The sequence below is a fragment of the Methylobacterium sp. HJ2 genome (genome assembly GCF_056431005.1).
The window spans coordinates 603,862-618,298 of the sequence record NZ_JBWJYM010000001.1 but is presented as its reverse complement, the minus strand read 5'-3'; the positions used below and the strand labels follow the sequence as shown (position 1 = coordinate 618,298).

At 64.8% G+C, this 14,437-nt stretch carries 15 protein-coding genes; 12 read left to right on the top strand and 3 right to left on the bottom strand.

Annotation, left to right across the window (positions count from 1 at the left end; translation table 11 throughout):
* Window positions 1–85 precede the first annotated feature (85 nt).
* Window positions 86–940, bottom strand: a complete 855-nt coding sequence (locus ACS5RC_RS02925) for a class I SAM-dependent methyltransferase (RefSeq protein WP_478342311.1) — start codon at window positions 938–940, stop codon at window positions 86–88.
* 293 nt (window positions 941–1,233) lie between these two features.
* Entirely contained in the window at window positions 1,234–1,887 is a 654-nt protein-coding gene (locus ACS5RC_RS02920) for a TetR/AcrR family transcriptional regulator (protein WP_478342310.1), read from the bottom strand.
* 122 nt (window positions 1,888–2,009) lie between these two features.
* Here ACS5RC_RS02920 and ACS5RC_RS02915 point away from each other — a divergent pair, with 122 nt between their 5' ends.
* The 3 genes from ACS5RC_RS02915 to ACS5RC_RS02905 all read left to right on the top strand — a co-directional run bounded on the left by ACS5RC_RS02915 (window position 2,010) and on the right by ACS5RC_RS02905 (window position 5,451).
* On the top strand, window positions 2,010–3,191 hold the full coding sequence (locus tag ACS5RC_RS02915) for an HlyD family secretion protein (protein WP_478342309.1): 1,182 nt from the start codon (window positions 2,010–2,012) through the stop codon (window positions 3,189–3,191).
* Between the two features lie 25 nt (window positions 3,192–3,216).
* Window positions 3,217–4,800: a DHA2 family efflux MFS transporter permease subunit gene (locus tag ACS5RC_RS02910; protein WP_478342308.1), complete on the top strand. Its 1,584-nt coding sequence runs from the start codon at window positions 3,217–3,219 to the stop codon at window positions 4,798–4,800.
* Between the two features lie 135 nt (window positions 4,801–4,935).
* A complete protein-coding gene (locus ACS5RC_RS02905; protein WP_478342307.1) occupies window positions 4,936–5,451 on the top strand; it encodes a DUF1993 domain-containing protein in 516 nt (171 codons plus the stop codon).
* Window positions 5,452–5,930: 479 nt separating this feature from the next.
* Here ACS5RC_RS02905 and ACS5RC_RS02900 read toward each other — a convergent pair whose 3' ends face one another.
* On the bottom strand, window positions 5,931–6,416 hold the full coding sequence (locus tag ACS5RC_RS02900; protein WP_478342306.1) for a MarR family winged helix-turn-helix transcriptional regulator: 486 nt from the start codon (window positions 6,414–6,416) through the stop codon (window positions 5,931–5,933).
* A gap of 115 nt (window positions 6,417–6,531) precedes the next feature.
* On the opposite strand from ACS5RC_RS02900, the gene ACS5RC_RS02895 reads away from it, so the two are divergent.
* The 9 genes from ACS5RC_RS02895 (at window position 6,532) to ACS5RC_RS02855 (ending at window position 14,436) form a co-directional block, all read left to right on the top strand.
* Window positions 6,532–7,917 (top strand): DHA2 family efflux MFS transporter permease subunit, encoded by a 1,386-nt coding sequence (locus ACS5RC_RS02895; RefSeq protein WP_478342305.1) that lies wholly within the window; start codon window positions 6,532–6,534, stop codon window positions 7,915–7,917.
* 99 nt (window positions 7,918–8,016) lie between these two features.
* Window positions 8,017–8,505, top strand: a complete 489-nt coding sequence (locus ACS5RC_RS02890) for a MarR family winged helix-turn-helix transcriptional regulator (RefSeq protein WP_478342304.1) — start codon at window positions 8,017–8,019, stop codon at window positions 8,503–8,505.
* A 365-nt stretch (window positions 8,506–8,870) separates the two neighbouring features.
* On the top strand, window positions 8,871–9,386 hold the full coding sequence (locus ACS5RC_RS02885; protein ID WP_478342303.1) for a hypothetical protein: 516 nt from the start codon (window positions 8,871–8,873) through the stop codon (window positions 9,384–9,386).
* A 180-nt stretch (window positions 9,387–9,566) separates the two neighbouring features.
* Window positions 9,567–10,424: an alpha/beta fold hydrolase gene (locus ACS5RC_RS02880; RefSeq protein WP_478342302.1), complete on the top strand. Its 858-nt coding sequence runs from the start codon at window positions 9,567–9,569 to the stop codon at window positions 10,422–10,424.
* A complete protein-coding gene (locus ACS5RC_RS02875; protein WP_478342301.1) occupies window positions 10,421–10,858 on the top strand; it encodes a hypothetical protein in 438 nt (145 codons plus the stop codon). Before ACS5RC_RS02880 ends, ACS5RC_RS02875 begins: the two co-directional genes overlap by 4 nt.
* A 38-nt stretch (window positions 10,859–10,896) precedes the next feature.
* On the top strand, window positions 10,897–11,445 hold the full coding sequence (locus ACS5RC_RS02870) for a carbonic anhydrase (RefSeq protein ID WP_478342300.1): 549 nt from the start codon (window positions 10,897–10,899) through the stop codon (window positions 11,443–11,445).
* 120 nt (window positions 11,446–11,565) lie between these two features.
* Complete coding sequence (locus tag ACS5RC_RS02865; protein ID WP_478342299.1) at window positions 11,566–12,444, top strand: NmrA family NAD(P)-binding protein; 879 nt, start codon at window positions 11,566–11,568, stop codon at window positions 12,442–12,444.
* 139 nt (window positions 12,445–12,583) lie between these two features.
* Window positions 12,584–13,048, top strand: coding sequence for a DUF4126 domain-containing protein (locus ACS5RC_RS02860; protein ID WP_478342298.1), 465 nt, complete (start codon window positions 12,584–12,586; stop codon window positions 13,046–13,048).
* Entirely contained in the window at window positions 13,045–14,436 is a 1,392-nt protein-coding gene (locus ACS5RC_RS02855; protein WP_478342297.1) for an FAD-containing oxidoreductase, read from the top strand. The genes ACS5RC_RS02860 and ACS5RC_RS02855 overlap by 4 nt, the downstream gene beginning before the upstream one ends.
* Window position 14,437: the final 1 nt, after the last annotated feature.

Here is a 14,437-nt window from a genome sequence, read left to right as displayed (position 1 = left end):
GAGGCCTCGCGAACGGGTCAGAAAGTCCTTTTTGATCAGGCGGCGCACCGAACATCCGCAGCCAACGGTGATGGATGTCCTGGGCCTAGTCGCGAGACGCGATGTCTCGGGTCGCTTCGAAACTTGGGTCTCGCTTGAGGACCGCCGAAAGGATGGCCGCCCGACCCTCGCGGATGTTCCGGACGAGATTGGCGGCCCGGCCGGGGAACTCGGGTCCGAGAATGGTCGCCAGGGAGGGGCCCGGGGTCGGCTGCTCCGCTGCCGTAGAGAACCATGACAGGGCACTAGCAGTGTCGTCGCGCCAATGGATGGCCTCGAAGCCGGCTCGCCTCAAGGCAGCTTGCGTTGCATCGGCGCTCAACACGAAGCTCGTCGAGGCGTCCAATGCCCAAGGTACCGGATAACGCAGCTCGCCTTGGCGCTGGACCACGTCATAGATGGCCAGGCGGCCACCCGGCCGGAGTACGCGGTGTGCCTCCCCGTAGAGCCGTTCGCGATCCGATATGTTCATCGCGACGTGCTGCAGGAACACGACGTCGAAAGTCTCGTCCGGGACCGGCAGGTCGAGGGCGCTCCCGAGCTTGAACGTCACTCGGTCGCTCAAGTCGCATCGTTGGGCCAGGTAGGCAGCGGCCTCGACGAACTCCTGACTCAGATCGACACCGACGACCCGGCAACCAAACGTCGCCGCCAGGTAGCGGGCGGGACCGCCGAGCCCGGATCCTAGATCCAGGACCTCGGTCTGCCCGTCGATGCCCGCAAGCCCCGCCAAGTCGGACGTAGCTGCGAGGCCGCGCGTGTGAAACTGGTCGAGCGGGGCAAGCTGCTCGACCGTTAGACGCTGCTCACCTGGGGCTAGGTCCGCTAGCAACCCTACGATGCGCGCTGTCAGGTTGGAGGGGCTGTAGTGCTCCCTGACCGCCTCGATGAGCGCATCCATGACCTTCTCCATTGACCATCGAGCTGACTAAGGTGCATATGCACCATCACGTTTGGACAGTTCGAACGATGCCGCGTCAAACCACTTCAACCGCGTCGACGACCTTGCCTGTCTAACCGCTCCGGAATCACGGCAAAATGGTGTATATGCACCTTTCGGTCAAGCGGTCATTTCAGCTTTGCCGGCGATCCCAAATCGTCGGCCCACGCTCATCGGCACGAATGCGAAGACCATGCCCTGTGATGCCACGGCGGACCGGTTGCGACCTGTGCGGCCGGTCGGGCCCTGGCGGGTCAGGCTTTCGCTACGGTGCCGTACAGGAACACTTGGACACAATGGCGAGCCCTCGCCGCGATCTCCTCATGGGACGGCAGCGCACGCTGTTTCATCATCGCCGCTCTCTGCGGCTCCATCGCCATCATCCCCCGAAGCATTCCCGCCGCCATGTCGGGATCTTCGATACTGAGGACGCCTCGCTCGCATTGCTGGCCGAGATAGGCGGCCAGCACCCTCTGGGTCGCCACGACCGCATCCGCGAAGAAGCTGGTCGCGAGGTCCGGGAAACGGTCGCTCTCCGCGATGACCAGCTTCTGGATCGCCACCGTGTCCGGCGACAGGGTGAGAAGGCCGTACTGCTCCATGATCCGGCCCAGCGCCGCGGCGACAGGCAGCGCGTCCAGGGTGGTGGGATCGACCGCCAGCATGAACCGAGAGATGCGGTCCGTCACCGAACTCTCGAACAGGCCGGCCTTGTTCGGCACCAGACGGTAGAGCGTCTTCTTCGACACGCCGGCCGATTGGGCGACCTCGTCCATGCTGGTGCCGGCAAAACCGTTCGTCATGAAGGCCTGCCGCGCCGCCTCCGCGATGAGGCGGCAGGTTTCGTCGTCCGACCGTGTCGGCGGTCGGCCACGGGAGCGGCGGGCCGGCTGGGTTTGGGGGTCCATCAGAAAAAACTCGGCGGCTCGATTGACTCCGGAGATTATAGGAACCATTTTGGAAACTAGCAAGTTTCCTAATTGCCGGATCAATCCTGAGGCCGGCATCCGCCTCATAAGGAGCAGCGGTCATGTCGAAGCACCCGGATGCATTCACCGTTGACCGCCAGGTCTCGCCGGACGAGGCGCTGGCCGATCCGAAACTTGTCGCCCAAGCCAACGAGTTGCACGCCGCTCGGAAGGGGCGGGGTGGGTTCCGCCGGTTGCTCATGGTCGGCGCGAGCCTCGCTGCAATCGCCGGCGGTTCGTACTACGGCTGGGACTACTGGACGGTCGGCCGCTTCAACGTCTCGACCGACGACGCCTACGTCCAGGCCGACAGCGTCACCGTCGCTCCCAAGGTCTCGGGCTACCTCGGCGAGGTGCTCGTCGGCGACAACGAAGCCGTGAAGGCCGGCCAGGTCCTGACCAGGATCGATGACCGCGACTACCGGGTCTCCCTGGATCAAGCCAAGGCCGATGTACTGGCCGCGCTGGCGACCATCGAGAGCAAGAAGGCCGCCTTAGAGACGCAGCAGGCGGTCATCGAAGCCGCCAAGGCGACCGTGACCGTCAGCCAAGCCACGCAAGTCTTCGCCGAACAGGAGAACAAGCGCTACGCCGACCTCGCCTCCACCGGCTACGGCTCCGTCCAGAACGCCCAGCAGGCGGCCTCCCGAATCGCCGCCTCCCGGGCGACCGTTCAGCGCGACGTCGCGGCGCTCGCCTCCGCAACCAAGCAGGTCGGCCAGCTCAAAGCCGAGCTCGCGCAGGCCGAGGCCGCCCTGGCACGCGCCCGGGCCCTAGAGCACCAGGCGGAGCTCAACCTGTCCTACACGGAGGTCCGCGCCTCGGTAGACGGCGTCGTCGGTAACCGCACGCTTCGCGTCGGCCAGTACGTCAATGCCGGCACCCAACTCATGTCGGTGGTCCCGACCGCGGCCGTGTACGTGGTAGCAAACTACAAGGAGACGCAGCTCACCGATGTCCGCCCGGGCCAGCGTGTCACGGTCGAGGTCGACATGTTCCCGGGCCGCACCTTCACCGGTCACGTCGACAGCTTGGCGCCTGCTAGCGGCCAGACCTTCGCGCTCCTTCCCCCGGACAACGCCACCGGCAACTTCACGAAGGTGGTGCAGCGCATCCCCGTGAGGATCACGCTGGACCCGGCCAGCGTCCGCACGGGCGACCTGCGGCCCGGAATGTCCGTCGAGCCGGTGATCGACACCAAGGCGCAGGCCCAGGGCCGCTCAGCCTTCGCGCAGGCCGAGTGAGGCATCGTCCCAGGAGGGTCGTCCCATGTCGAACGTCCAGCAACCCACCGCCTCCCAGCCGGCCCGCGCCAGCACCCGCGAGTGGATCGCGGTCTCGGCCAGCATGATCGGCGCCTTCATGGCGATCCTGAACATCCAGATCACCAACGCCTCGCTCCTCGACATCGAGGGCGGCATCGGCACGGGCGTCGACAACGGCGCCTGGATCTCGACCTCGTACCTGATCGGCGAGATCATCGTGATCCCGCTCACCGACTACCTCAGTCGGGTCTTCTCCTTCCGCCGCTACATCCTCGTGAACAGCATCCTGTTCCCGCTGTTCTCCATCGCCTGCGCGTTCACCCACGACCTCGGGTCCATGATCGCGATGCGGGCCCTGCAGGGCTTCGCCGGCGGCATCCTGATCCCCATGGCCTTCACCATGGTGTTGACCAAGCTACCGAAGCCCCAGCAGCCCATCGGCCTGGCGCTCTTCGCCATCGCGGTGACCTTCGCCCCGGCCATCGGCCCGACCATCGGCGGCTACCTGACCGAGAACTACGGCTGGCAGACCATCTTTTACGTCAACGCCGTCCCGAGCGCCGTGATGGTGGTGGCCCTGGCCCTCACGCTCGACCCTTCGCCGATGCGGCTCGACCTCCTGAAGGAAGGCGACTGGGCCGGCGTCGTCACCATGGCCATCGGCCTGGCGGCCTTCCAGACGGTGCTGGAGGAGGGCAACAAGGACGACTGGTTCGCCTCGCCCTTCATCCTGCGGCTGGCCATCGTCGCCGCCGTGTTCCTGACGGCCTTCGTTGCCATCGAGCTGACGGTCGCGAAGCCCCTGATCAACCTGCGCCTCCTGAAGCAGCGCAACTTCGGCATCGGCGTCCTGGCGAACACGCTCGTCGGCTTCGCCCTGTTCGGCACCGTCTACATCCTGCCCCAGTACCTGGGACAGGTGCAGCGCTACAACGCCGAGCAGACCGGCAACGTGCTGGCCTGGACGGGCCTGCCGCAGCTCCTGCTCATCCCGCTCGTGCCCATCATGATGAAGCGCTGGGACGTTCGCTACGTCGCGTTCGTCGGCATCGCCATCTTCGCCGCGAGCTGTTTCATGAACATCCAGCTGTCGCTCGACAACTCGGGGGACCAGTTCTTCCTCCCGAACGTCGTGCGGGCCATCGGGCAGGCGCTCGTCCTGACCCCGATCAGCGCCATCACGACGGGCGCCATCGCCCCGAGCGAGGCCGGTGCGGCCTCCGGGCTGTCGAACATGATGCGCAACCTCGGCGGCGCCGTCGGTACGGCGACTTTGTCGACCGTCCTGACCAAGCGTGAGCAGTTCCACTCGAACATCATCGGGCAGTCGATCACGCTGACCCGAGACGAGGTCCGCGCCCGGCTCGAACAGATGACCGACTACTTCATGGCGCACGGCGTCGCGGATCGCGCCGTAGCCACGGCGAAGGCCGTCGGCCAGCTCGGCGCCGTCGTGAAGCGGCAAGCCCTGATCATGGGCTTCAGCGACACCTTCGCGGTGATTGGGGTCATCCTGTCCATCGCGGCCATCGCCGTCCTACTGGCACGCAAGTCCGGAGCTGGTGCAGGCGCGGCGGGCGCGCACTGACTTGGATTCCGTCTCGGTGTCCGTTTCGAACGGGCAGAGGCAACTGCGAAGAGAGATGAAACGACCGAATGGCCCTGCAAAGGGTCCGACGGGTGACGGCCTGACCATCGAAGACCTGCAACGGAGAACAGAGCGATGTCCCTCTCGATGTATCGAGTCTCCATCCCCGTTTTCACTCGCGGGCTCGGGGTGCTTGCGGACCTGCTGGCTAGAGGAGCCGTTCACGTTCAGGAGAATGGTCTCGTTTCCGGTTCCATCCTGGCCACGCGGCTCGCGCCCGATATGATGCCCCTGTCGGCCCAGGTTCAGCGGGCGAGCGACACGGCGAAGTTCGCCGCCGCCCGCCTTGCCGGGGAAGCCGGGCCGTCCTTCGACGACGACGAGGCGAGCTTCGAGGAACTGCGTCAGAGATGCGCCAAGACGGCGTCATATCTGGATACGATACGGCCCGAGGCACTGGAGGGCAGCGAGACACGACAGGTCGCCTTCGGTGGCGGGGCGCTCAAGGCGACCCTCCCGGGCGATGACTACCTGCTCCGCTTCGCGCTGCCGAACTTCTATTTCCACGTGACCACTGCCTACGACATCCTGCGGCACGTTGGAGTTCCTCTGGGCAAGCTCGATTACCTCGGGATGCACGAGCGAAACTGAACGAAAGCGCCGCCGTTCTCGAATGGCGCACCGAGGGGCTGACGCGCTGGTGAAGACGCGATGTTGAGCGAAACATCGCGTCACCATGTCGGTCGGCTTCGCGCAGGAGCCGGCGGCCTGAAGGCGCCCACTTGCCGCGTTGGTGGGAAGCGGAACAGACTTCACGCTCGCAAACATGGCGACCTAGCGTTCGGTCCGATACCCGATCAGGGAAACTCGCGTCGGCGGAGAAACTCGGCCCATCGCCGAAAGGAGTTGCACGAGATCCTCGATTGGCGCGCAACGGGCAACTTGAGTTGTTGTGCTCCCGGCAGGCCCGCGCGGGCCATCGCGACGTCAATGTCGCTGGTGCCTGTGCGCTGCGGCCGTTTGATCATGCGCCTATGGAAGATCGGCGAGATCTCAATCGGACGCTGGATCAGCATACCATCGGCGTCGAGCAGCGGCCTATCTTGGATGGGGCTGCGAAACGATCCACGCTACGCGTCCATCAGGCCGTCACTGATTTCCATGATGGCAGCGGCTCCTGCTTCGCCGAGCAACGCTAACGCCCGCTTCTGCGCGGCGCGCCAAGCGGGGATTGTGGAGAGAAGCAGCTCCCTACCCTGCGGTGTGACAGCGAGGGGTCGCGCCCGAGCCCCACCGTCAGGTCTGCGCTCCTCGATCCACCCTGCTGCCAGCAGGGGTTTGAGGTGGCGTGTCAGGGTCGAGCGATCCTGCTGGTTGAAGTTCGCGATCTCCGTGCGGCTCGCCGGGCCAATGCGGAGGATGACCGAGAGCAGGATGAGCCGCGGTGCATCGATGCCAAAGGGTCGGTATGCCTCGTTATAGATGCCGGTCAGCACCTTTGAGATGAGCTGGGTCTGAGTCACGACGAGGTCGCTGGAGACCTCCGCGGGTACGTTCGCGCATTCCATGGCAGAGACCCTTTTCATGATCGAGCGATAATGCTGCATATACATCATGGATCTAACGAAGCCACCGCCGAATGGTCGAGCGGGGGGCGGATGCCGACGTTGATCGCGAAACCGCATCGAGGAACGCACATTGCTCCCGCCGCCTCAGCCTAAGCCTCGGACTTTGAGCTCGGGCGAGCCTACGGGACACCCGCGGCTGATCCTGGCCGCCTGCATCCTCGCATCGAGCCTGGCCTTCGTGGACGGGTCGGTGGTCAATGTTGGGTTACCCGCGCTGGACCAAGACCTCGGCGGCAATGCAGCGGGCCTGCAATGGGTGATCAACGGCTACCTTCTCCCGCTCACCGCATTGCTTCTGCTCGGCGGGGCGCTCGGCGACAGGATCGGACGGCGCAGGACATTGATCCTCGGCGTCCTGCTTTTCGCGGTCGCGTCGCTCGCCTGTGGCCTGGCGGCGAACCTCGCGACGCTGGTCCCCGCCAGGGTCGGGCAGGGCTGCGGCGCCGCGCTCCTCCTGCCGAACAGCTTGGCCATCCTCGGCGCCTCGTTTGCCGGGGAGGCGCGTGGTCGCGCGGTCGGAACCTGGTCGGCGGCAGGCGCAGCAACTGCTGCCATCGGACCGGTGCTCGGAGGCTGGCTCATCGACGGGATCGGCTGGCGCGCGATGTTCCTCGTCAATCTGCCTTTCGCCGCGGGCGCCGCGTTTCTGGCGTGGCGCTACATGGAAGCGGATCGAGCGAGCGATGACGCCCATCTCGATCTCGGTGGCGCGGGGCTCGCGACCGTCGGGCTCGGCGCGATGACCTGGGGACTCATCCTTGGCTCCAGCGGTCGGGGTTTCGATTTGGATGCGATGGCGCTTCTCGCCGTCGGGGTCGCGTTCCTTGCCGCGTTCGTCCTGTGGGAACGGAATCTGGGCGACTCGGCCTTGATGCCGCTCGCCCTGTTCAGCACCAGGACCTTCGCCGGCCTCACGCTCCTGACGCTGCTTCTCTATGGGGCGCTCGGAGGTATGCTCGTCCTGTTGCCTTACGTTTTGATCGAGGCTTTCGGGTATTCGAGCACGGCCGCCGGAGCGGCGCTGCTGCCGCTGCCGCTCGTCATCGCCATTGGCTCACCGGTCCTCGGCGGCCTCGCTGGCCGCATCGGATCCAAAGCCCTACTCACTGCCGGTCCACTGGTTGTCGCGGTCGGGTTCCTGCTATTCCTGCGTACCGGCGCAGACGCTGATTACTGGTCAACGGTGCTGCCCGGCCTGGTCGTCGCGGCGCTCGGCATGGCCTGCGCCGTCGCGCCCCTGACGACCGCGGTTCTCGGGTCCGTCGATGCGCGCCACAGCGGCTCCGCCTCGGGGTTCAACAGCGCGGTCGCCCGTGCGGGCGGTCTCGTGGCCACGAGCCTGATCGGGGGCATCCTGTCTGCGCGCGGAGCAGCTCTGATAGAGGCATTTCACCTCGCCACTCTCGTAACTGCCGCGGTCTGCATAGCTGCCGGTGCCAGCGGCCTGATGCTGGAGAAGCGGGAAGGCCGCAGCCTGCCTCGTATGTAGGATTGCGATAAGGTGGTGACCCGTCCCATTCGGCCATGGAGCGTCATCGTGCAGGCTGCGCAGCTGATCGGGATACGGGGCCTTGACTTGATGGTGTAGGTGCATCATATCGAGGCGATGGCGAAGAGGAAGGCTGCCGATCCCGGAAAGGATATCATCCAGGAGATTGGCAGCACATGCGTCCTGATGCGGACGCGCCTGATCTCCCGCGTCGTCACGGCGATCCATGACGAGGCGCTCCAACCTTTCGGTATTGGCGCCGCGCAATTCGTTCTGCTTGTGGTCATCGGTACGCTGGAACCGGCGAGCCGGTCGGAGATCGGGCGGTATCATCATCAAGATCGGTCGACCTTGTCGCGCAATCTCAAGGTCATCATCGGACAGGGTTGGGTTGAGGAAGACCGGGCCCGGGCACAGGGCCGAACTAGACCCCTGGTTCTGACAAAGGCCGGGATGGACTTGTTGATGCAGGCGACACCAGCTTGGCGGAAGGCCCAGGCAGCGGCCAAGGCGTTGCTCGGCCAAGTCGGCACGGAAGCCGTGACGACGATTGCCAATGGCATACTGGCTAAGCCGACGTATGCCTGAGCAGGCATTCAAAGTCTCACGAGCGAAAATTCCGACCTTTGGAGTAGGGTAGCGCTGTATCGGTTCGGTGATGCGTCTCTTGACCTGCCAATGATAGTGTATATGCATCATAGGGCAGATCGTGTCGCTAGCTTCGTCGCGAGCTCAGGCCTAGCCTACTGCAATGGTGTTTTCGGCGAATATGTCGGATAAAAATGATGAATACTCAGAGCTTCGACACAAGCCAAGCTTACTCGACAAATATATGTATAAAAACAATATTTACTATCGAAATAGTATGATTATTTCTGTCTAATAAGCACTGATTTCCGGATCCGGAATAATAATTATCGATATGAAATGCCTTAGTAGTCACGGAGATTCAAATGGATGACCGCGCATTGTTTGGCCTAAGCGTCGTACTCGGCTTGATGGCGTGGGCGGCGGTCTGCTTGACGTACGTTTGGCCGTGGGTCAGCCGGAAACCGTTCATGGAGGCGGCTCGACCGCTCATCATGCTCCATCTCTTTCGCTTCGTTGGCGCTTCTTTCCTAATCCCAGGGGTCGCGGGCGTAACGCTTTCCAACGACTTTGCTGTTCCGAGTGCATATGGAGATCTCCTCGCTGTCGTGCTTGCCTGGATTGCACTCGCAACTATGAAACGCTTGATCGGAGTCATTGCGCTCTGGGTTTTTAATGTTTGGGGAACGCTCGACCTCTTGTTCGCATTCTACAAGGGCACGGTCGGAGGTGATTTTCAGCCATCGGCGTTTGGCGCAACATTCTATATACCAACGCTGTACGTACCATTGTTGTTTTGCTCGCACTTTATGCTATTTGTCCTGTTATATAAGCAATCGGCATCTAACATCAGTCGAAGTCCGAAGGAAAAGCTTATTTGAAGCTGCGCACCTCGACTGGAAAATTGACACAAAAGCCGCGACCGCCCCTCTACTGCTTGTTTTTCCGTGGTAAACGTGGATTGCGTCAGCGGTGTCCCGAATCTCGTACTTAATGTTGCACATACACCAAGCAAGGCCATAGGGGTTGCGATGCTTACGTCACCATCTCCCATAACCGGGATGCCGTCCTTTGTTGAGCACCGCATCACCGGTCCGCTGGGTGAAATCCATGCTCGTGACTATGCAGGTGACGGCCCTGCCTTCGTGCTGATGCACGGGTTCCCCGACAACCTGCACATCTACGACGACCTGGTCCCCCATCTGGTTGCAGCCGGCCGACGAGTGGTGACCTTCGATTTCCTGGGCTTCGGGCAGTCGGAGAAGCCCGCCGGAGCACCGTACAGCTTCCGGCAGCAACTCGGTGACCTCGAAGCGGTCGTCGATCAGCTCGGGTTGGACCAAATCGTCCCGGTCGCGCACGACTCTTCCGGTGCCGCGGCGTTGAACTTCGCGCTAGGGCATCCCGGCCGGACCGCAGCCCTCGTCATCCTCAACGCCGCCTTCGCCTCCTCGCCGGTCGCGAGATGGCCGGAACTCATAACCCTGTTCGCGACCCCAAGCCTCGGGGCGCTGTCCGGTGCTCTCATCCAGAGCCCGGAGCAGTTCGGATGGGTCGTGAAATTCCAGCGCGAGGCGTTCAAGCGGCACCTCGCCGACAAGCACAGGGCGCACTACGACGCCTTCCTCGGTCCGGTCATCGACAGGAACTTCCGCGTGGACGGCGCGGGACCGGCCTTCGTGCAAATGACCGCGCAGTTCTTCGAAGAGCTGGAACGAAACGCGGCGCGCGTCCAGGAGCTCGTCAACCTCGACGTGCCGGTGAAGGTCATCTGGGGCGAGAACGACCCTTACCTGAACGTCGACCACGCGCGTGAGTACGTCTCCTTCCTGAGGAACGCATCCCTCAGCCTGCTCCCGGCCGGGCACTGGCTGCAGCTCGACGAGCCTGCCCTCGTTGCCGCGGAGATGCTGTCATGAGCCGCCTATTCACTCGCCCGGTCCCTTGGCTACTCGGCGGCCTCGCTATGGCAGCCCTGCCCAGCACTTCCCGCGCCCAGGGGGTGACCGTACCGGAGACGGCGGCGTCGCGGGCTCCGGCCCCCGTTCCCACGACGAAGGTCCTGGCCATTGGCAGCTTCACGGCGAAGGCGACCCCGGCGGACTGGCAGAAGGTGCTGCCTGACGAGGTGCGCGCGACCGTGCTCCTCTACCTCGATGGCAAGATCGACCAGTGGTTCGTGAAGCAGGATCAGAGCGGCGTCGTGTTCCTCATGAACGTCACCGAAGCCGGTGAGGCCAGGGCGCTCCTGGAAAAACTTCCGTTTGGCCCGGCTGGACTGATGGAGTTCCAGCTCATCCCGCTCGGCCCGATCAGCCCCCTCCGGACGCTTCTGAACAATCCGGCCAAGTGAACGGCCGACCGGGTCCCTCGCGCGAATAGGAAAACATCATGGATTTCGTGGAGACGCTTACGCAGCGCAACAAAGCCTTCGCCGAGCGGACGTTCGCTTCGGGCCTCAAGATGTTGCCGTCCGAGAAGACCATCATCGTTGGCTGCGTCGACCCGCGGGTCGATCCCGTGGATGTCTTCGATCTCGCTCCCGGTGAGGCCGTCGTCATCCGCAACGTCGCCGGCCGCGTCGACATGACGACGCTCCAGACGATGGCGATCCTCAGGAGGATCGCACAGGGCGCCGGCAAGGACATCGGCGAGGGCTGGAACCTGATCGTCCTCCACCACACCGACTGCGGCATCAACATCGGGTACCGGCTCGTGCCCGACCAGATCGCGGAGTACCTGCGCGTGGACGAGGCCGCCCTCGAAGGCCTGGCCATCACGGATCCCTACAAGGCGGTGGCCTTGGACGTGGCCGCGGTAAAGGCCAACCCGCGGCTGCCCGCCGGCCTCGTCGTCACGGGTGTCGTCTACGACGTCGCGACCGGACGCGTGGACACGGTCGTGCCGCCAAGCCGGCTCCGCCCGGACGCCGACGCCTGAGCGTCACTCCCCAAGGATGCCCGCGTCCATGCAGGGACGCGATCACCGCTGACGTGAACGCCCCTCCGCAATCGAGGTGCGGCGCGCGGTTCCGGTCATGGACGCAGAAGGATGCCGACGATGCAACGCAAGGTCTTGATCACGGGCGCCACCGGGGACACCGGCCGTGCCGCCGTGAGGTCGTCCATCGAGCTCGGTCTCTACGTCAGGGCAATGGTCCACAAGCAGGACGCCCGTTCCGAGGCGCTTGAGAAGCTAGGCGCCGAGGTCGTCGTCGGCGACCTGCAGGAGATCGACACCGTCCGCACCGCCATGGAGGGCGTCGACGCGGCCTACTTCGTCTGGCCGGTCGCCCCAGGCCTCCTGAGTGCCGCCGTCAACTTCGCCCAGGCCGCCAAGGAGGCGGGGGTCGGGACCATCGTCAACCTCTCGCAACGCTCTGCCGACCGCCACTCGAAGAGCGAGTCCTGCCGGGACACCTTCATCGCCGAGCAGGTCTTCGACTGGTCCGGCGTCCCGGTGATCCACCTGCGGCCGACCTACTTCCTCGAATGGCTGCTTTATCCGTGGCAGCTCCCGTACCTGAGGCAGGGCGTGCTGCGCATGCCGGTGGGGAAAGGGCGGCACTCGCCGATCGCCGCCGACGACCAGGGTCGCGCCATCGCGGCGCTCCTGAAGGATCCCGCGGCCCACATCGGCAAAACCATTCCGCTCTCGGGTCCCGTCGAGATGGACCACGAGCAGATGGCTGTCGAGCTGTCCGAGGCGCTCGGACGCAAGATCATCTTCCAGGATCTGCCAGTCGACGAATACTGCGCCTCGCTCGCCGCGATGGGCGTGCCTGCGTACATCGTCCAGCACTTCGGCGGTGCGATGGAAGAGTACCAGCACGGAGCGATGTCCGGAGCGGACAACAATGTCGAGCTGCTGACAGGCAGGCGTTCGATGACGGTCGGCGAGTTCGCTCGCGCTCACGCCGACGTTTTGAACGGGGCCTGAGAGGATCGAGGCTTCTTCTTGTGCTGAGCCGCTTCGGGCATTCCCCGAAGAATTCGGTGCCGCATGTTCCTGCGGCACTCACCCAAACTCCGGCATGACCTTGGCTTGCCTGGCAATTACCCCGCGATGGAGATCACCGGTGACCGTTTATCTTCTGGCGTTGCTCGTCGGTATCATCGCGGGCCTGCGCGCCTTCACGGCCCCAGCGGTCGTGAGTTGGGCTGCGGCCTTGGGTTGGCTCAACCTCGACGGGTCGTGGCTCGCCTTCCTAGGCTACCGGTTCACACCCTACGTGTTCACGGTGCTCGCCCTGATCGAGTTCGTCACCGACCAATTGCCAAGCACCCCGAGCCGTAAGGTCCCGATGCAGTTTGCCCCGCGACTCCTCAGCGGCGCCCTGACCGGGGCTGCCATCGGTGTCCCGTCCGGCCAGCTCGTCGGTGGCCTTGTGGCAGGCGTCGTCGGCGCCGTGGTAGGCACTCTCGGGGGCGCCGAGGCACGCGGACGCCTCGCGGCATCCTTCGGCAAGGACCGACCGGCGGCGCTCATCGAGGACGCCGTCGCGATCCTCGCCGGCGCGCTCGTGCTGGGAGCACTGGGATGAGCCAACGGTTCGATGCCATCGTGATCGGCGCGGGCCAGGCCGGTCCGGCCCTGGCCGGGCGCCTCACCGCCGCGGGCCAGCGCGTGGCGGTGATCGAGCGCAAGCTCTTCGGTGGCACCTGCGTGAACACAGGCTGCATGCCGACCAAGACCCTCGTCGCCAGCGCGTACGCCGCCCATCTCGCGCGTCGGGCCGCCGAGTACGGCATCGTGCTTCAGGGTGGCGTCGGCATCGACGCCAAGGCAGTCGCCGCGCGTCAGCAGGGTGTCTCGGCCCGGGCAAGGGCCAATGTCGAGACTTGGCTGCGCGGCATGACCGGCTGCACCGTCCTCACCGGACATACCCGCTTCGTGTCGGCGCACGCGGTGGCGGTTGGGGACGAGATCCTGGAGGCCGAGCGGATCTTCATCAACGTGGGCGGCCGCGCGCGAGTGCCTGAGATGCCTGGCATCGACGCGGTGCCGTTCCTGACCAACACCTCGCTGCTGCAGCTCGACACGATCCCGGAGCACCTCGTGGTGGTCGGCGGCAGCTACATCGGGCTGGAGTTCGCGCAAGCCTACCGCCGGTTCGGGAGTAAGGTCACCGTCGTGGAGATGGGGCCGCGGTTGATCGGCCGCGAGGACCCGGACATCTCCGAAGCGGTCGCCGGCATCCTGCGAGACGAGGGCATCGCCCTGAGGCTGAACGCCGAGTGCATCAGGTTCGAGCCTCATGCCGACGGCGTCGCTGTCGGGGTGAACTGCACCGAGGGCGAGCCGGAGGTTGTGGGCACTCACGTGCTGCTGGCGGTGGGCCGCCGGCCCAACACGGACGACCTTGGCTTAGAGGCGGCCGGCATCGCCACGGACACGCGCGGCTACATCACCGTCGACGACGGCCTTCAGACCAGCGTGCCGGGCGTCTACGCGCTCGGCGATTGCAACGGGCGAGGCGCCTTCACCCACACCGCCTACAACGACTTCGAAATCGTAGCCGCCAACCTGCTAGACGGGGCGAGCCGCCGGGTCAGCGATCGGATCCCCGGCTACGCCCTCTACATCGACCCGCCGCTGGGACGCGTGGGGATGAGCGAGGCAGAGGTGCGCGCGAGCGGTCGCCCGGCTTTGATGGGCACCCGGCCGATGACGCGGGTGGGTCGGGCCGTGGAGAAGGGCGAGACCAAGGGCTTCATGAAGGTGCTGGTGGATGCCGAGAGCCAGGCCATCCTGGGCGCGGCGATCCTGGGCACCGGCGGTGACGAGGCGGTCCACGGCATCCTCGACATGATGAACGTGGGCGCGACCGCGCCGACCCTGCAATGGGCGGTCCCGATCCATCCCACCGTGTCCGAACTGATCCCGACCGTGCTCGGAGATCTCAAGCCACTGCCGTCGAGTGGTGGCTGAC